The organism is Geobacter sp., from assembly GCF_030834625.1.
Taxonomy (GTDB): domain Bacteria; phylum Desulfobacterota; class Desulfuromonadia; order Geobacterales; family Geobacteraceae; genus Geobacter.
On sequence record NZ_JAUQXO010000089.1, the window covers coordinates 1 to 16,507 of the forward strand.

Below are 16,507 nucleotides of genomic sequence, written 5' to 3' on the forward strand. Positions count from 1 at the left end.
TGGGCCCGCTCCTTTGGCTTTCACTCATCGGCGTTGCGGGAGCTATGCGACCGGAGTTCAATCACATCACGCATTACATCAGCGAGCTTGGGGAACGAGGGAGTTCCACGGAGGTCATGATGCGATATGCAGCATTCGAATTCACGGGCTTTCTGTATCTCTGTTTCGCCTCAGTTCTGATGGCGACCTTCCGAAAAGGATGGTGCTCCACGCTGGCCGCAGGCCTCATTGCCCTTGAGGGACTGGGGCGTATAGGCGCAGGAGTGTTCCCCTGCGATCCCGGATGCGGGGGGCTCTCGTCGAGTCAAGAACTACACCGACTGTTTGCCACTGTCGGCTTCTTATCAGGTATCCTGGCTGCAATCGCATGGGGCATCATCTTCCGGCGACATGGTTGGCCGCAGCGTTTGACTTGGTACTCCGTCGGTACCGGCATTCTGGCACTGATTTTTCTTCTTCTCATGTCATGGAGTCGGAATCCTGTGAATACTCCCGGCCTGTTTGAGCACCTCGCAACAGGAGTCCTCTCGTTGTGGCTCATGGTGTTCGCTGTACACTTGATGCACGCCTCAGAGCAACCTTTGTAGCGTTCATGACATGAGCACTGCGTCCTCAAGGCTGGCTAACCCGGCGCTCACAACTGAATCGACGAATGCCGATGTCAATCGTTGTGGGAACGGAGAGTGACTCACCTCCGGCAAAGCCGGAGGCTTTAAAAAAACCATGCATGGATTGACCCCGCAGTGAAAAATCCTCAGACGATTCATCATCTTGGCAGCGGCAACTTCATGGTTGCAGGCAAAAAGATCAAGCTGAAATCAAAGATGAAGTAGCGGTAGGACGCCAGTTTTGACTGAAGTACCTTTTACATCCACGGAAGAGCGTTATTATTGATAGAGATCCGAGACAGGAGGTCGCGAACATGAAATTATGGCACAGTATCTTTCTACTTACAGGTGCTCTTTTGCTGGCCGGTGGTACAGGCTTGGCCAAAGGTGCGGAACAGCCGACACCGAGCAAGCCATACAAGGCAAGTGTTGCCAAGGACGGGGTGCAAAGAGTGGAGATTGTCGGCGGCAGCTATTTCTTCACCCCTAACCGGATCATCGTAAAAGTCAATATTCCGGTGGAATTGAAGATTCGCAAAGAGCCGGGGATGGTCCCGCACAATATTGTCGTTGCTGCGCCCGAGGCAGGGATAGCCTTTGACGCAACCATGGAGAATGAAGCCAAGGTTATCCGTTTCACCCCGACCAAGGTCGGCAGCTATCCTTTCTACTGCAACAAGAAACTCCTCTTTTTCGAAAGCCACCGGGAGAAGGGAATGGAAGGAGTCCTGGAGGTAGTCGAATAGCGCCATGCTTACGGTAATGGCCCTTTTCCTCACGCTGGCCGCACTTCCCGCCAATCCGGTCGATTCAGCACTGGCTAATTTCCGCCAACTCGACAGCTATCGGGTGACACTGCGCTCCGGACATGGCGACAGCGTCGAGGTGATCCGCTACAGCTACAAAAAACCTGGTTTCGTCAGGATGGATTTCATCAATCCCCATAATGGGGCGCAGTTGGTCTACAACCCCGTGAGCAAAAATGTCCGACTCAGACCATTCGGTTTTGCCAAGCTGCTGGTTCTGACCCTCAGCCCGGACAACAGCCTTGTGAAAAGCGCGCATGGCCACCGAGTAGACGCCTCTGACCTGGGCTCTCTCCTGCAGCAGGTGCAGCGGCTGCAAGAGCATGGCAAAACCAAAATTGAAGGGGAGACCACCGTCGGAAGGAATGGAGCACTGATGGTGTCGGTCGTGGGGGACAAGGATATCGTTCTGACCGGAGTGCATAGCTACCGGCTCTGGCTGGACACGATGACCCTGCTGCCGCTCAAGGCTATGGCTTATGACCACAACGGCAATCTGCTTGAAGAGGTGCTGATGGAAGACCTGGAGCTCAACCCGGCATTGGCTGACGAGCTCTTTCAGCTCTGAGCCTGGCCGAATCTTGTCTGTTGCTGTTCAAGATGTCTGGCCAATCCTTCTCCCCCCCAGCGCATCACCTGGTCGTGATTCCAGCTAAAGAGCAGCCGGGCAAGCGGAGCAAGGAGATTCATCCACTCCTTCTGCGTTGCGACCCGCCATTCGTAATGCACCACGACAACTCCACCATCTTCACTGAAGCGCCAGACCCCTGTGCCGGACAGGTCGCCGCTGGCAGTGCCGGCCAGCAAGAGCGGCCGGTCGATTTGAGTGATGCGGATGTCGAAAACCAGCCTATAGGGTAGCACCCCCTTCCAGCTGTAACGGCGCAGATTGCCGATGCCGCTGTCGTCGCCCTTTTCCAGTTCGACCACACTCAGAAGCCCGGGCCACCACTCCGGCCAGCGCTCGGAGTGGTAGATTGCCTCCCAGACCAGATTAAGGGGCGCGGCAAGACGCCAGGTGGTGAGAAAATCATATTCAACCATGGTTATGAGATTATCAGCAAATGCGGGGATGCAAAGCATATCGGCTGACTTTTTCCCGGCACAGGTGAGTAGCGGAGAGAAGGCTGAAGTGACGCATCACTGACACCAGCACAATGGCGAATGAGGCCGTCCCCCTTGAGCGGTAGACGGCCTCAGGTGACATCTTGAATGCCTGTTTGAAAGGGCAGCCGAAAAACCACCCAGGAGAAACCCCCGTCGGAAACCTTTACAGCCAATCCCCCCATTCCCTTGAGTTTATGCCAAGGGTAGTCATCAACCACCTCGCGCATCCTCCGCCACATCCCTGCCTTGTAATCCCCCCTGATCAAGCCTCCTCCAAGCCTATCCTTAATCCACAGACATTCCCCTGAGATATTACCCCGCCTTGGCCGGACCATATCTGAAAGCATCCATTCCATCAGGGACCGGCCCCCCAGGCAACCCCTTTCCTGACCCGCTGATTCCGTACATATAGTGTCGATTTTTCTTACACTACAATCCCTACACCTCCACACCTGCGCAGTGATTTCAGCAAATTGCACCGAAGGAACAAAAAATGCATTTTAATTTGGGCACATACACGATTATGGGCCGCAGCATTCCATCATCAGGGGCGAAAGGAGATCATCATGAACAAGTTGATGAAATGGTTACCTGTTTTTCTGCTGGGCGTCGGCTTGGCAACCGGCCCATCAGCCATGGCTGCAACGGCTTGGGTGTCAGTCCCCTCAACCCCCGATTCTTCCGGCAAAGTCACCATTACTGGTGGCGATCTGACAACCGGCAGCGCAGTCACCGTCCAGATTGTTGATCCTAACGGAACCACCACCAGCCAGGTGGAGGCCGTCACCACCGATGGAACCCTCAAGGTCGAGTTTCTGCCTGGAATGCCCGGCGGTTACCATGTCACGGTTCTCGACCAGGGTGGCAAGGTAATCGGCAAGGGAACGTTTGGCTACATCAAGTAACGGGGAGGCAACGTGAGTTCAATCCTGCGAACATCCATCCTGACCGCGTTGGCAACGGTTTCTCTCTCCTGGGGGGCAGGCGCGGCCACCACCGCCGACGAGGTTCTCTTTGTTTCCAACCGCGACGGCAACGCGCAGATTTACCTCATGAAGGCCGATGGTTCGGGGCAACGCCCCCTCACCCACACCCCTGAAGAAAACACCGAACCGGCCTGGTCCCCCGACGGCACGCGCATCGCTTTCACCTCCTACCGTGACGGCAATGCCGATATTTACGTCATGGATGCAGACGGCACCAGCCAGAAACGCCTGACATCTGACAAATTCTCCGACAACGCACCCACCTGGACCCCGGATGGGCGCATCATCTTCCGTTCCATCCGCGACCGCTGGACCAATTTCTACGTCATGGATACAGATGGAACCAACCTGAAGCAGCTGACCGGCACCAAAGTGGACAAGGGAATACCGATGCTTTCACCCGACGGCAGATGGATCGCCTTCGTGGTCCATGGCGAGACGGGGAGCTCGGAAATTCATGTCATGCCGGCAGCTGGCGGAGAAGCGAAGAACCTCACCGGCCCCCTCTCCAAGAACAGGAAGATGGCTCCCTCCTGGTCTCCCGACAGCAAGCGCCTCATGTACACAGAAGCCAAGGATCTGGCCCTGAACATCCGTATTATTGATCCCGACGGCGGCAATCCGGGCACGCTTACCGACAATGTCTACACGAACGCATTCCCGGCCTGGTCGCCCGACGGCAAGCGCATCGTCTTCGTTTCCAGCCGCGAGGGCACCCGCACCGAAATGGCCCGGGGCGACATTTATGTCATGAACGTTGACGGCAGCGGTACCACCAACCTCACGCGCAATCCCGACGAGGATAACTATCCGGCATGGTCCGCTGACGGCAGCACCATCTATTTCGTCAGCCTGCGCAACGGAACGGCCCAGATATATTCCGTTCCTGCCCAAGGCGGAGAGCAGCTGCGACTGACCAAGAACAAGGGGAACGACGTAATGATCCGGCCGAAGGCCCCGCAGGCTTCGAAGCTCCGGCCTGACACGGCACGCGACACCGTTATCCCCAACCAGTCGCCCGTGCACTGACATCAAGGAGTCAACCATGAAAAGAGCGATTAAGAAACCTCACCCTTTCAGACCCCTCATCCTCCCCTCCCTCGTTCTCGGCCTTGCCCTGACGGGGGGAAACGCCCTGGCCGCAAGCCAGACCTACACCCTGGACACCGACTTCGACCTGGGAACCATGATCGGAGTCAACCACACCGCGCCCAACAACAACCAGCTGCAGCTGAACATCACCGGCACCAGTTTCCCGGTGTTGTGGATCGCCAACGCCGGCGAGGACACCCTGTCCAAGGTTGACTCAACCCAAATCGGCGGCTCGCCGGGCCGCGAGATCGCCCGCTACCGCACCTGGTTCAACTCGGGCGTTTACGCCCACGACGCCTGGGGCGGCCCGGCACCATCGCGCACGGCGGTGGACACCCAGGGCAACGCCTACGTGCTGGATCGCTGGTTCGGCGGTTACCCGACCCTGTTCAAGATCCTCAACAACACCTTCATCGACCGCAACGGCAACACCGTGGTGAACACCTCGACGGACGCCGACACAAGCGGCACCATCCAGCTCAGCGAGATGATGCCCCTGGTGGACAACAATCCCGCCAACAGCATGATTGATCCCGCCGAGATCCAGGACGAGCGCATCGCATGGGTAAAACGGGTGCCCGACGGAACCTACGGGGGTGGCATGACCCGCCCTAACGGCATCGGTCGCGCGCTCTGCATCGGAACCGACGGAAACCTCTGGGTGGGACTTTACAACAACCAGGAGTATTATAAGGTCAGTGCGGTGGATGGCCACACCATTGCCGGACCGGTGTCCACCAACGGGCAGCCCAACTATGGCTGCCTCATCGACCAGAACGGCACCCTGTGGGGAGCTAACTGGGCAAATGCGACTCTGACCAGGATCGCCAACACGGGCAGCAATAGCGGCCCGTACACCGTCACCAACATCCCCATGCCGAACCCCGTATACGGTCTTGCGCTGAGACGTGATGCCAGCAACGTCACCCACGTTATCATGGGTGGTTCCTGCAACAGCTATGTGGAACACATCGATAACGGGACCAACAACTGGAGCAAGCCGGCCCCTGTCAACTACTGCACCTACGCGGTGGGCACCGACAACGACGGTAATATCCTCGTGAGCAAGCAGACCGGCGGTGTGGTCAAGTTCGCTCCTTCCGGCGCCGTCATCTGGGACAAGGGAAGCCAAGTGGGCGGTTCCGACAGCCGCGGGGTCATCGCCGATGCCAACAACGATATCTGGCAGGTCCATCGCCAGACCCACAACATGGCAAAGTACAAAGGTACTGACGGCAGCTTCCTGGGAGTGATCGGGGTCGGCTATGAGCCCTATACCTACAGCGATGCATCGGGCACCGCGGCCCTGAGCATCACCACCAAGACCGGGAGCTGGGCCGTGACCAAAAACGGCGGTACCCCCGGCACCAAGTGGGGAACCATCTCCTGGAACGCCACGGTTCCCACGGGGGCCGGCGTCACGGTCGAGGCCCGCACCTCCGACAACCCGGTACCATCCGGTGCATTCACTCCCGTAACCAACGGTACACCGTTCAACCTGACCGGCCAATACATCGAGGTGAAGGTGACCCTCAACGCCAACCCCCAGAACCAGTCGCCGGTGGTGCAGGACGTGACCGTTGTCAGCATCTCCCAGCTCAAGTGCGACGTGGACAAGGACGGCGACATTGACCAGAGCGACCTGGCGCTGATCAGCAAGGCACGGGGTCAGCGGGCAACCGGCACCGACGACCCGAGGGATTCCGACAGCGATGGCCTGATAACCCCCAATGATGTGAAGCGCTGCATTCCGCAATGCACCAGGCTGAACTGCGCTGTCCAATAACGGTGGCACCGCTCCCGGCCCCGCCGGGGGCGGTGCCTGTCCGAAAGGAGTGATACCATGAAATATCTTACCCGTGCTTTATCTGTGCTGCTGCTGGTGCTCTTCACCAGCATGGGGGCTCAGGCCACCCCCCTCTCCGACCTGTTCAACGGCGGCTCGATCACCGCAGGCGACAAGCTGTTCGACAACTGGAGCCTATCCTTCTACGACGCTTCCGATGGTCGCAGCTTCAACGCCGCCAACATCGACGTCACCCCCCTCAACGATGGAGGCACGAACCCGGGTCCCGGCCTGCAATTCACCGTTTCCAACAATGAGCTGTCCGTGACCGGCGATGGGATCTACGCCTACGTCGACCTGATGTTCGGTTTCCGTGCCTCGGTTCTTGACCCCACTATGAGAATCAGGGACAACTCTCTGACATTGACTGATGGTTCATTGGCGTGGGATCCCGCTGACGGCAGCTACGATCTCGGCACGTACATCAGGGAAACCATCGGTTCGGCCGCCGGTCAGGAAAACCTGGGGGCAAAGGACGTCCAGTTCAGCGTATTCGGCGATCCGCAAGAGCTCATCGACAATACCTTTAACTCGGCAACATTCGCTCCCCAGAGCGAGATCTGGGTGACCAAGAACATCCTGGTCTGGTCCGTAGATGATACCGATACGGCAGAACTCTTCGGATTCGAGCAGCGCTTCTCCCAGACCCCGGCAACGGTTCCCGAACCGTCCACCCTGCTGCTGACCGGTCTGGGTATTGCCGGTCTGGTGGCGCTGCGCCGCGGGAAAAAGCTGTGATTCACCGAGCGAACTGAACCGCTCTGCACGAGAAAAGGCAGCCCCAGGGGCTGCCTTTTCCTTTTCTTGTTCCGGCAAAATGGAGCTGATTCTCCCTAGTTCCGCCCCTTGCCCACGGCCAGGAGCGCCAAGCCGCCAAAAAGGAGGGCGATGCCGCAGAGGGCCGTGGGGGTGAGCCGCTCCCCCACCACTGCGACGCCGAGGATGGCGGCAGTGAGGGGTTCGGCCAGGGTGAGAGTGACGGCGCTGGCCACGGGGACGGTTTCGAGCCCCCGGGCGAAGAGGAGGTACGCCGCGGCCGTGGCAATCACCCCCAGGTGGAGGATGACCAGGGCGCCGCGGGGCTCGGCGAGCCAGGTAATGTCCGCCCCCACGAGGAGGGGCGAGAGGATGAGGGCGCCGACGCAGAAGACCACCGCCATGACCGCGTCGGGGGAGCGGCCGTTGAGGAGGGTCTTGATGGCCAGGGTGTAGGCGGCGTAGGAGGCCCCGGCCCCCAGGGCCAGAAGCACCCCGAGGGGGTTGACGCTAATGCCGCCCCCCCCGGCCATGACCAGGAGGATGCAGCCGGCAATGGCGAGCACCGTGGCTGCCATCCAGCGCCGTCCCGGCCGCTCGCCCCGGAAGACGAAGGCCAGGATGCCGGCCAGCATCGGCGAGCTGCCGATGGCGACCATGGTCCCCACGGCCACGCCGGTGGCCTTCACGGCGGCGAAGAAGGTGAGCTGATACGAGGCCACGAACCCGCCGGCGCAGAGAGTCGCCACCAGGGGCCACCCCCCTCCCCCCCTGAGCCCCCCCCGCACCAGGGCCACGGCCAGGAGCGCCACCCCCCCGGCGGCCAGGCGCAGGGCACCCAGGGTCATGGGGGTGGCGCCGGCTGGGGCCAGGGCCTGGGAGGTGCCGGTGGTTCCCCAGAGGACCGCAGCCATGAGAATGAGCCACACACCCCCCATGGATCGGCTGTATGTCGGTTTGTCCGTGGTCATTCCGATTACAGGCTCGCCTCCACGTGGCCGTGATAGAGCTCGTCCCGCTCCCGGGCAACGCCGGCATCCTCCAGGAAGTCGTCGAAGCTCATGACCCGGTCAATGACCCCGCCGGGGGTGATCTCCACGATCCGGTTCGCCACGGTGGAGACGAACTCGTGGTCGTGGGAGGCGAAGAGGACCACCTCCGGGTAGGCGATGAGCCCGTTGTTGAGTGCGGTGATCGACTCCAGATCCAGGTGGTTGGTGGGCTCGTCCAGAACGATGGCATTGGCGCCGGAGAGCATCATCCGGGAGAGCATGCAGCGGACCCGCTCCCCTCCGGAGAGGACGCCGGTCTTCTTGGTGGCCTCGTCGCCGGAGAAGAGCATCCGCCCCAGGAATCCCCGGGCAAAGCTCTCCCCCTCGCCGGGAGGGGCGTACTGGCAGAGCCACTCGATGAGGTTCATGTCCCCCTCGAAATAGGCGCTGTTCTCCTTGGGGAAGTAGGAATGGGTGATGGTCACCCCCCAGCGGAAGGTCCCGGCGTCCGGCTCCAGCTCCCCCGCAAGGATCTGGAAGAGGGTGGTCTTGGCCAGGCTGTTGCCGCCGACAAAGGCGATCTTGTCCCCCTTGCGGACGGTGAGGTCGAGATTGTTCAGGACCTGCACCCCGTCCACCGTCTTGGAGAGCCCCTGGATCTCCAGGATGATGTCGCCGCAGGCCCGCTCCGGCTTAAAGACCACGTAGGGGTACTTGCGGGAGGAGACCGGCATCTCCTCCAGGGTCAGCTTGTCCAGGAGCTTTTTGCGGGAGGTGGCCTGCTTGGCCTTGGAGGCGTTGGAGCTGAACCGCTGGATGAACTCCTTCAGCTCATTGGCCTTTTCGGTGGACTTGCGGTTCTCCTCCTGCTTCTGCCTGAGGGTCAGCTGGCTCGCCTGGTACCAGAAATCGTAGTTGCCCACGTAGACCTTGATCATGCCGAAGTCGATGTCGGCCACGTGGGTGCAGACCTGGTTCAGGAAGTGGCGGTCGTGGGAGACCACGATGACCGTGTTCTGGAAGCGGGAAAGGAAATCCTCCAGCCAGGTGATGGATTTCAGGTCCAGGTTGTTGGTGGGCTCGTCCAGCAGCAGCACGTCGGGGTTGCCGAAGAGAGCCTGGGCCAGGAGCACCCGCACCTTGTCCCCCGCCTCCAGCTCCTTCATCTTTTTATGGCGCAGCTCCTCGGGGATGCCGAGACCGTTCAGGAGCACCGCCGCCTCGCTCTCCGCCTCGTAGCCGTTCATCTCGGCGAAATCCCCCTCCAGTTCGGCGGAGCGGATGCCGTCCTCCTCCGTGAAATCCCCCTTGGAGTAGATGGCCTCACGCTCCGCCATGACCTTGTAGAGCCGCTCGTGCCCCATGATGACGGTGTTGAAGACCGTCTCCTCGTCAAAGGCGAACTGGTCCTGGCGCAGCACCGCGATCCGCTCGCCGGAGCCCACGGAGATCTCCCCCTTGTCGGCCTCCACCTCGCCGGCGAGGATCTTGAGGAAGGTGGATTTGCCGGCGCCGTTGGCGCCGATGAGGCCGTAGCAATTGCCGGGGGTGAACTTGATGTTGACGTCCTTGAAGAGAACCCTCTTGCCGTAGGACAGGGTAACGTTCGATGCGCTGATCATGCTCTGGGTAACTCCTTCTCTTGTGCGGGTAAAATAAAAGAACCACAGGGGTGACCCTGTGGTTCACGTGCTGACTGGTTATACCATTTTCGTCCTCGCGGCGGCAATCCCTTTTTCCGTCGCGGGGTTCCGGGGAACTCCGCCAAGGGGCGCCGCCCCCCTACCGTTTTTTCCTGTCCTTTCCGTGGGCCTCTTCCAGAAACCTCAGCCAGTCGGCCATCTCGGCGGTATTCTTGTTCATGTACCAGCGACCGTTGGCGAAGACCCCGTAATCGGCACCCATCATGGCCGACGCGAACCGGGTCGAATTGGCGTAAAACAACCACGATTCCACCCACTTCTTCTCCAGGGCCTCGTTGAAGAGGCTGTCATTATCGGCAAGCCCCCTGGCCAGTCCCTCCTCCCACGCCTCCAGCATGATCCGGGTGGCGGTGAGGGTCTTGTCGTTCATATCCTTCACGGTGGCATCGAAGCGCTCAAAGTGGTTATCGATCCACACGGAACCGTGGCATCCTGCGCAGATCCCCTTCATGGCGCTGCGGCGTTTTGCCTGCTCCTTTGCGTCGATGAGGTACGCCGATGCCGGCTCCCCGGTCAAATCGGTGGGGAGGGGGAGCCCCGCCTTGTTCCTGATCTTGGTGGTGTCAGGGTCCACGGGATGGGGATGGGCGTAGGGGAGGCCGAAGATCCGCCAGTCGAGGCGGTCGTTGAACTGGTGGGTCCGCTGGCCAAGGACTTCGCCGGTCCGGGAAACAACCAGAGAGGCATGGCAGGTGGCGCAGGTGGGGGCAGTGAAGTCTTCCCCCACGGTCCAGGGGACCGCCTTGAAGTTCCAGTTTTTGTTCTGGGAATTGTAGATATTGCCGTGCTTGCTGACCTCGTACACGGCGTAGGCGGGAACATCGGGCCCCTTGTGGCATTGGGAGCAGGTGGCGGGCTTGCGTGCCACCTCGATGGAGAACTGGTGGCGGGGGTGGCAGGAGGTGCAGGCACCCAGGGTCCCGTCGGGGTTTATCCGGCCGACCCCCTGATTGGGCCAGCCCGACAGTCGCGAAACGTTCACGGGCCCAAAGGGAGATGCCTTCTGGATGATCCCCTCGAACGTCACCACGGTGCCGTGGCACGAGTTGCACGAATCGGCCGTGGTTTCGGGGGAAGGAGGGACCACGGAGAGTTTCCCATCATCAAATTTCTGGGTGCCGTTGGTCATGGCGACCATGTCGTGGTAGACGGGGTTGTTGTTGAGGTTACCGTGGGCCTGGGACATGATGTTATTGCCGTACTGACGGTCTTCTTCGGGATGGCAGACGGCGCAGTCCCGGGGAGAAACCACCGTGTGGAGCCTGAAGCCGTTGTGGTCGAAGCTGTCGGGATGGCGGTCGGCGTTCATGGTGTGGCACTCGGCGCACCCCACCACCGTTCGCCCCAGCTCGCCGGGGAGCGACACGGCGGAAATACGGCGTTCCAGAGAAGGTTTTGCCATTCCCTGGTTCGGCGTGGTCACGGCGTGGAGACTCTTTTCCCAATCGGCAACGATACCCGGCGTTGCCGTCCGGTGGCAGGCGAGGCAGCGCTGGGTATCGGCGCTGATCTCCGCACCTCTTGCATGCCCAACAGCCACAACCGCCAACACAATCTGCCCCACGATGATCGCGTTATGAATTCGCCCCACGGTTCTGCCCCCCTGTGTCCTTCCGTTGTCCTCCGACCTGGACCGGTATCTCACCGCAATTGACAGTCTAAAGTGTGCCATCAGCATGTCAAGGTAGTGCCCTCCCCAATCAACGGCAAATCCTTATGCTTTTGGCGCGCAATCTGCTACCATCGGAAAATATTGCATGAAAGGAAGAATCATGAGCAAAGAACTCTATGTGGGGCACATGTCCTACGAAGCCACAGAAAAGGATCTCCAGAAGCTCTTTGCGGTGGCCGGCACCGTCACGTCGGTCCACCTGATCATCGACCCCGAGACCGGCGAATTCAAGGGGTGCGGCTACGTGCGGATGTCGACGGCTGAAGAGGCCCAGGAGGCGGTCGAGACCCTGGACGGGGCGCTGTTGAGAAATCGCGCCATCACCGTAAGTATTGCACGGCCCCAGAAACAGAAACCCCGTCCCGGCGCCGGCAGACCGGGCAAAGGCAGACCCGGCAGCAGCTTCAGCGGCAGCGGGAAGAGCACCCCCGGCACCAGCGGCAACCGCAGGGCGGGAGGACCAGGCACCCACACAACCGAAGGCAGCCGCAGGGCAGGCGGACCGGGTACACGCACCACTGAAGGCAGCCGCAGGGCAGGCGGACCGGGCACCCGCACCACCGAAGACAACCGCAGGGCAGACGGACCGGGCACCCGCGCCGCCGAAGACAACCGCAGGGCAGGCGGACCGGGCACACGCACCGCCGAAGGCAGCCGCAGGGCAGGCGGACCGGGCACCCGCACCACCGAAGGCAGCCGCAGGGCCAGCGGACCGGGCACACGCACCGTCGAAGGGAGCCGCGGGAAGAGTGGACCGGGCACCGGACGCGGGAAGAGCGGGCCCGGCACTAGTCCCAGCGGGACCAGCCGTGGGAAAAGCGGACCGGGCAGCCGCTTCGGAAGAGGGAAGAAATAAACGCACGCTCCGACGCCGCCCCCCGGCGCGGAGCGGCGTGAAACAGCCTCCTTGCCCCTACCTGAGCCTGATCGGGATGCTCCGTGATGGCCCGCTGAGCTCAAACGCCGCCGCCTTGAATTTCGGCGGTCCCATCATCCCCCTGGCGTCGTTCGACGCACCGACCGGCTCCTTCGGCAGACCGATGAAGTTCCTGTCCAACTCACCATTGCCGTTCTCGTCCTGGAAAGCCGTCACCGCATAGACACCCCGGGGAAGCCCCTCCACAACGACGGTCATTTCCGGTCCGGAAACAGGCACCACCCTGCGGGCCGCAGCATGCCGGACATCCTTGAGAAAACGGGCCTCGTCATTCCAGACCGTCACGAAGAGAGTCCCCTTCACACCCCGCAGGCCGGTGACGGTAACGGTCAGGGTTTCGGCAGAGGCCTGGCTGGCCTCCAGAAGAAGCAAGAGAGTTGCGAGTGTTACGACAGCAGCCCGTACCATGGGTTTCCTCCAGTATTCTAACGTTTGACCGACAGACGCACCACCCGGTCAGCCAAGACAAGACAGGCAGGACGGTGGGTGATGACCAGCACGGTTTTCCCCGCGGTCCGCGCGGCCAGCCGGGCCACCACCTCCCGCTCGGTGCCGGCATCGAGTCCCTCGGTGGGCTCGTCCAGGAGGAGAATCGGCGCATCCTTAACGAGGGCCCGGGCCAGGGCGATACGCCGGGCCTCGCCCCCGGAAACGGCGCTCCCCCCCTCCCCCACCGGCGTCTCCATCCCCAGCGGTAGCCCCGCCACCCACGCCGCCAGTCCGGCATCCTCAAGGGCGTGGCGCAACGCATCATCTCCCGCCGCTGGATTTCCCACCATGATGTTCTCCCGGATGGTTGCATTGAAGAGGTGCGGGCGCTGGGGGACCGCCGCGATCACCCCCCGCAGCTCATCGGCCGCCAGGTCGCGGATCTCCGTCCCCCCCACGGTGACGCTACCGGCGTAGTCGCGGAAGCGGAGGAGGATCTCGGCGACGGTGCTCTTGCCGACGCCGCTGGGGCCGGCGAGGGCCACCCTTCCCCCAGGCGGGACTTCGAGACTGAACCCTTCGAGGACCGGCAGGGCCGGATCGTAGGCACTGTATACGTTGCGGAAGACAATGCCGGTTCCGGCGGGAAGTGGCGCTAGCTCGGCGGGGTCGGGGACCGGAGCCGGTGCGTCGGCCAATTCGCGAATCCGCCGAACCGCTTCCCGCGCCGCCGGAACCAGCTGCAGCGCCGCCGGCATTCCGCCGGCAGCCTCAAAAGCCGCCGCCGCGAAGAGGACGAGCATCACCAGGGCCGGGCCGGAAATGAGCCCCGTGGCCACCGAGGCGCTCCCGGTCAGAAGGACCGCCGCCACGCCAAGGCCGCCGCAGGCCACCCCGCCGGCCAGGGTGAGGCCGCCAATGGCGCCGAGGCGCTCCTGCTCGGCCACGAGGCGCGCCGAGAGGAGATCCACCCGCGCTGCCTGGCGCTCAGCCGCGCCGAGGAGTATCAGCTCTTCGGCCCCCTGGAGCCCTTCGGTCACCGCCGTGCGAAGCTCCCCCGCAAGATCCGCCGAGCGCCGCCCCGGTTCCTCCGCCAGGCGCCGGGCAATGAGAGGAAGCACCACCCCGGCAGCCAGGAGGAAGGAAAGAAGGGCCAGGGCTGCCGGCACACTCCAGCGGACGGCAAAGAGAACCGCCAGGACGATGGCGGCCGCGCCGGTGGCCAGGGGCGCCACGATCCGCAGGTAGAGGCTCTCAAGGGCGTCCACGTCGGCCCGGAGCCGGCCGGCCACGTCGCCGCCGGCGTAGCGTTCAAGCCCGGCCGGGGCCAGGGGTTCCAGCCGCCGGAAGAGCCAGACCCGCAGGTCGGCCAGGATGCGGAAGGCAGCCTCGTGGGTCACCAGCCGCTCGGCGTAGCGCCCCACGGTCCGGAGGATGGCCAGCGCCCGGATGGCCGCAGACGGGAAAAAATAGTTAAAGGGGACGGCGGTGACCCCGGCCACGGCCATGGAGGCGATGAACCAGCCGGAGAGGGCCATGAGCGCGGCGTTGGCGGCGATGACGGCGACGCCGAGGATGATGCCGGCGGCCATCCAGGGCCACTGGCGCCGGGAGACGGCAAGGATCCGGACAAGCTCCCTCATCTCCCCACCTCCCCCGCCGCAGCGGCCAGGAACTCCGCCGGCGCCACCACCCGCTCCAGCCGTCCGCCGGCCATGACAGCGACCCGCTCCGCCCGGCGGACGGTCTCCTCCCGGTGACTGATGACGAGTATTGTCCGACCCGTTGCCAGCCGCTCCAGGGCCTCACCCACCAGCCGCTCGTTCTCGGAGTCGAGGCCGGCGGTGGGCTCGTCCAGCACCACCAACGAGGCATCGCGCAGGAAGGCCCGGGCCAGGGCCAGGCGCCGGAGCTCCCCGCCGGAGAGCCCCGCTCCCCGGTCGCCCAGCTCCGTGTCGAGGCCCCGCGGCATCCGGCCCACGAAGGCGCCGGCCGCCGCGGCCTCCAGGGCGGCGCGGATTCCCGCTGCATCGGCCGATGGGCTGCCGAGACAGAGGTTTTCCCGGATCGTGCCCCTGAAGAAGAAGGGGCGCTGGGGAACCCAGGCAATGCGCTCCCGCCAGACGGCCGGGTCAAGGTCGGCGAGGTTGGTGCCGTTCACCGTGATCCGCCCCGCCTCGGGACGGGCCAGCCCCACCAGAAGCCGCACCAGGGTGCTCTTGCCGGTGCCGCTCTCCCCGGCTAGGGCGGTGAGGCTTCCGGCCGGCAGTTCCAGGTCGATGCCGCTCACCCCTCCCCGCTCGCCGCCGTAACGGAAAGTGACCCCCTCGAACCGGACCGCCGGCGGCCCCAATGGTACCGTAAGGGCGCCGCAGTATCCTTCGGGCTCGGGAAGAGCCAGGAGCGGCGCGATCCGCTCGGCGGCGGCCGTTCCCTGCATCCGGGCATGGTAGGAGAGGCCCAGGGTCCTGAGCGGCAGGTAGAACTCGGGGGCGAGGAGGAGGACGAAGAGGCCATCGGCGAGAACCAGCCCCCCTCCCAAGAGGCGGAAACCGACGATCACCGCCACCACCGCCGTGCCGACGGTGGCGAAGAACTCCAGGGTGAAGGCCGAGAGGAACGCCACCCGGAGCACAGCCATGGTCCCTTGGCGGTACTCCTCGGAGACCCGGGCCACCGCCGCCGCCTCGCGCCGCGCCGCGCCGAAAATCTTCAGGTCGGGGAGCCCCTGGACGAGGTCGAGGAGGTGCCCCGCCATGCGGGAGAGGCGCCCCCACTGGCGGCGGTTGAGGCTTTCGGAGCCACGGCCGATGAGGATCATGAGGAACGGGATGAAGGGAGCGGAGAAGAGGAGGACGAGCCCCGCGCGCCACTCCGCCGGAAAGACGAAGAAGAGTGCCGCCGGCGGCAGCACCGCCGCCAGGGCCAGGTGGGGAAGGAAGCGGGCCACGTAGGGCTCCAGCCCCTCGACGCCGGCGGTCACCGCCTCCACCAGGGGGCCGGTCTCCTCGCCGGCGCGCCCCGCCGGTCCCAGCAGCTGAAGCCTGCGGTAGAGGAGACTCCGCACCCGCTCCTTGACCCGGGCAGCTGCGGCCACTGCCCACCGCTCGGAAAAAAAGACCAGGAGACCCCGCGCCACCGCCAGCGCCGCCACCCCGCCGGCCAGGGGCGCCACCTCAGCGACGCCGGCCCCGCCTATCACCACCTCATGGCAAGCCCGGGCCAGAAGCCGCGCCTGGAGGACGATGAGGAGCCCGGCGGCAAAGGCCCACCCCACGGCGCGGACCAGCTCCCCCTTCACCCACCGGGCCCCATCAAGCAGCCATCTCTCGGGGCGCTGCCCCTCTCCTGTGCCGTCTCTGCTCATGGAGGTTATCTACACCCCCCACTGGCACCTGTCAACGACGCCGGCTCCAAGGTATTGACATTCATTATCAATTGAGTATACTGAAATCAGAAATAAACCAATAAAGAAAGGGGTGTTGATTCATGAGACGGCATACTGAACTCAGGACAGTGTCCCGCAAAGACACCGGGGAATCGGTGGAAACCAAACGGACAACGGGATCCGGA

The 16,507-nt window shown here is 63.0% G+C and carries 16 protein-coding genes; 8 read left to right on the forward strand and 8 right to left on the reverse strand.

Features of this window, described 5'->3' with window-relative positions; translation table 11 throughout:
• From RCH91_RS20390 to RCH91_RS20400, 3 genes are all read left to right on the forward strand, one after another.
• Positions 1–587 (forward strand): DUF998 domain-containing protein (locus tag RCH91_RS20390; protein ID WP_306537145.1); only part of this gene is annotated, 587 nt, incomplete at its 5' end.
• Between the two features lie 335 nt (positions 588–922).
• A complete protein-coding gene (locus RCH91_RS20395; RefSeq protein WP_306537147.1) occupies positions 923–1,354 on the forward strand; it encodes a quinol oxidase in 432 nt (143 codons plus the stop codon).
• A gap of 4 nt (positions 1,355–1,358) precedes the next feature.
• Entirely contained in the window at positions 1,359–1,982 is a 624-nt protein-coding gene (locus RCH91_RS20400) for a sigma-E factor regulatory protein RseB domain-containing protein (RefSeq protein ID WP_306537149.1), read from the forward strand.
• Here RCH91_RS20400 and RCH91_RS20405 read toward each other — a convergent pair.
• The gene (locus tag RCH91_RS20405) at positions 1,973–2,497 is read right to left on the reverse strand and encodes an SRPBCC family protein (RefSeq protein WP_306537150.1); all 525 of its coding nucleotides are present in this window, start codon (positions 2,495–2,497) and stop codon (positions 1,973–1,975) included. The two genes, RCH91_RS20400 and RCH91_RS20405, sit on opposite strands and share 10 nt — an antisense overlap.
• Before the next feature lie 113 nt (positions 2,498–2,610).
• Positions 2,611–2,877, reverse strand: coding sequence for a hypothetical protein (locus RCH91_RS20410; RefSeq protein WP_306537152.1), 267 nt, complete (start codon positions 2,875–2,877; stop codon positions 2,611–2,613).
• Between the two features lie 210 nt (positions 2,878–3,087).
• Between RCH91_RS20410 and RCH91_RS20415 the strand changes: the two genes are divergently transcribed.
• The 4 genes from RCH91_RS20415 to RCH91_RS20430 are packed head-to-tail and all read left to right on the forward strand — an operon-like array spanning position 3,088 to position 7,183.
• On the forward strand, positions 3,088–3,426 hold the full coding sequence (locus RCH91_RS20415) for a hypothetical protein (protein WP_306537154.1): 339 nt from the start codon (positions 3,088–3,090) through the stop codon (positions 3,424–3,426).
• A 12-nt stretch (positions 3,427–3,438) separates the two neighbouring features.
• Complete coding sequence (locus tag RCH91_RS20420; protein WP_306537156.1) at positions 3,439–4,536, forward strand: hypothetical protein; 1,098 nt, start codon at positions 3,439–3,441, stop codon at positions 4,534–4,536.
• A 16-nt stretch (positions 4,537–4,552) separates the two neighbouring features.
• A complete protein-coding gene (locus RCH91_RS20425; RefSeq protein ID WP_306537158.1) occupies positions 4,553–6,385 on the forward strand; it encodes a hypothetical protein in 1,833 nt (610 codons plus the stop codon).
• Positions 6,386–6,442: 57 nt separating this feature from the next.
• Positions 6,443–7,183 (forward strand): PEP-CTERM sorting domain-containing protein, encoded by a 741-nt coding sequence (locus RCH91_RS20430; protein WP_306537160.1) that lies wholly within the window; start codon positions 6,443–6,445, stop codon positions 7,181–7,183.
• 95 nt (positions 7,184–7,278) lie between these two features.
• On the opposite strand, the gene RCH91_RS20435 is transcribed toward RCH91_RS20430, so the two are convergent.
• From RCH91_RS20435 to RCH91_RS20445, 3 genes are all read right to left on the reverse strand, one after another.
• Complete coding sequence (locus RCH91_RS20435) at positions 7,279–8,172, reverse strand: DMT family transporter (protein ID WP_306537162.1); 894 nt, start codon at positions 8,170–8,172, stop codon at positions 7,279–7,281.
• Positions 8,173–8,177: 5 nt separating this feature from the next.
• Complete coding sequence (locus RCH91_RS20440) at positions 8,178–9,815, reverse strand: ABC-F family ATP-binding cassette domain-containing protein (RefSeq protein WP_306537164.1); 1,638 nt, start codon at positions 9,813–9,815, stop codon at positions 8,178–8,180.
• Positions 9,816–9,975: 160 nt separating this feature from the next.
• On the reverse strand, positions 9,976–11,487 hold the full coding sequence (locus RCH91_RS20445; protein ID WP_306537166.1) for a multiheme c-type cytochrome: 1,512 nt from the start codon (positions 11,485–11,487) through the stop codon (positions 9,976–9,978).
• Positions 11,488–11,668: 181 nt separating this feature from the next.
• On the opposite strand from RCH91_RS20445, the gene RCH91_RS20450 reads away from it, so the two are divergent.
• A complete protein-coding gene (locus RCH91_RS20450; RefSeq protein ID WP_306537168.1) occupies positions 11,669–12,424 on the forward strand; it encodes an RNA-binding protein in 756 nt (251 codons plus the stop codon).
• 57 nt (positions 12,425–12,481) lie between these two features.
• On the opposite strand, the gene RCH91_RS20455 is transcribed toward RCH91_RS20450, so the two are convergent.
• From RCH91_RS20455 to cydD, 3 genes are read right to left on the reverse strand one after another with little or no spacing between them, the layout of a single operon-like run.
• Complete coding sequence (locus RCH91_RS20455; protein WP_306537170.1) at positions 12,482–12,913, reverse strand: DUF2141 domain-containing protein; 432 nt, start codon at positions 12,911–12,913, stop codon at positions 12,482–12,484.
• A gap of 17 nt (positions 12,914–12,930) precedes the next feature.
• Positions 12,931–14,577, reverse strand: a complete 1,647-nt coding sequence (cydC, locus tag RCH91_RS20460) for a thiol reductant ABC exporter subunit CydC (protein WP_306537172.1) — start codon at positions 14,575–14,577, stop codon at positions 12,931–12,933.
• Positions 14,574–16,301, reverse strand: a complete 1,728-nt coding sequence (gene cydD / locus RCH91_RS20465) for a thiol reductant ABC exporter subunit CydD (RefSeq protein WP_306537173.1) — start codon at positions 16,299–16,301, stop codon at positions 14,574–14,576. The genes cydC and cydD overlap by 4 nt, the downstream gene beginning before the upstream one ends.
• Positions 16,302–16,507 lie beyond the last annotated feature (206 nt).

Bases quoted from the DNA above. Each gene is read 5' to 3' on its own strand.
- RCH91_RS20395 (WP_306537147.1), top strand. From the start codon at position 923: ATGAAATTATGGCACAGTATCTTTCTACTTACAGGTGCTCTTTTGCTG.
- RCH91_RS20400 (WP_306537149.1), top strand. From the start codon at position 1,359: ATGCTTACGGTAATGGCCCTTTTCCTCACGCTGGCCGCACTTCCCGCC.
- RCH91_RS20405 (WP_306537150.1), bottom strand. From the start codon at position 2,497: ATGCTTTGCATCCCCGCATTTGCTGATAATCTCATAACCATGGTTGAA.
- RCH91_RS20410 (WP_306537152.1), bottom strand. From the start codon at position 2,877: ATGGAATGGATGCTTTCAGATATGGTCCGGCCAAGGCGGGGTAATATC.
- RCH91_RS20415 (WP_306537154.1), top strand. From the start codon at position 3,088: ATGAACAAGTTGATGAAATGGTTACCTGTTTTTCTGCTGGGCGTCGGC.
- RCH91_RS20425 (WP_306537158.1), top strand. From the start codon at position 4,553: ATGAAAAGAGCGATTAAGAAACCTCACCCTTTCAGACCCCTCATCCTC.
- RCH91_RS20430 (WP_306537160.1), top strand. From the start codon at position 6,443: ATGAAATATCTTACCCGTGCTTTATCTGTGCTGCTGCTGGTGCTCTTC.
- RCH91_RS20435 (WP_306537162.1), bottom strand. From the start codon at position 8,172: ATGACCACGGACAAACCGACATACAGCCGATCCATGGGGGGTGTGTGG.
- RCH91_RS20440 (WP_306537164.1), bottom strand. From the start codon at position 9,815: ATGATCAGCGCATCGAACGTTACCCTGTCCTACGGCAAGAGGGTTCTC.
- RCH91_RS20450 (WP_306537168.1), top strand. From the start codon at position 11,669: ATGAGCAAAGAACTCTATGTGGGGCACATGTCCTACGAAGCCACAGAA.
- RCH91_RS20455 (WP_306537170.1), bottom strand. From the start codon at position 12,913: ATGGTACGGGCTGCTGTCGTAACACTCGCAACTCTCTTGCTTCTTCTG.
- cydC (WP_306537172.1), bottom strand. From the start codon at position 14,577: ATGAGGGAGCTTGTCCGGATCCTTGCCGTCTCCCGGCGCCAGTGGCCC.
- cydD (WP_306537173.1), bottom strand. From the start codon at position 16,301: ATGAGCAGAGACGGCACAGGAGAGGGGCAGCGCCCCGAGAGATGGCTG.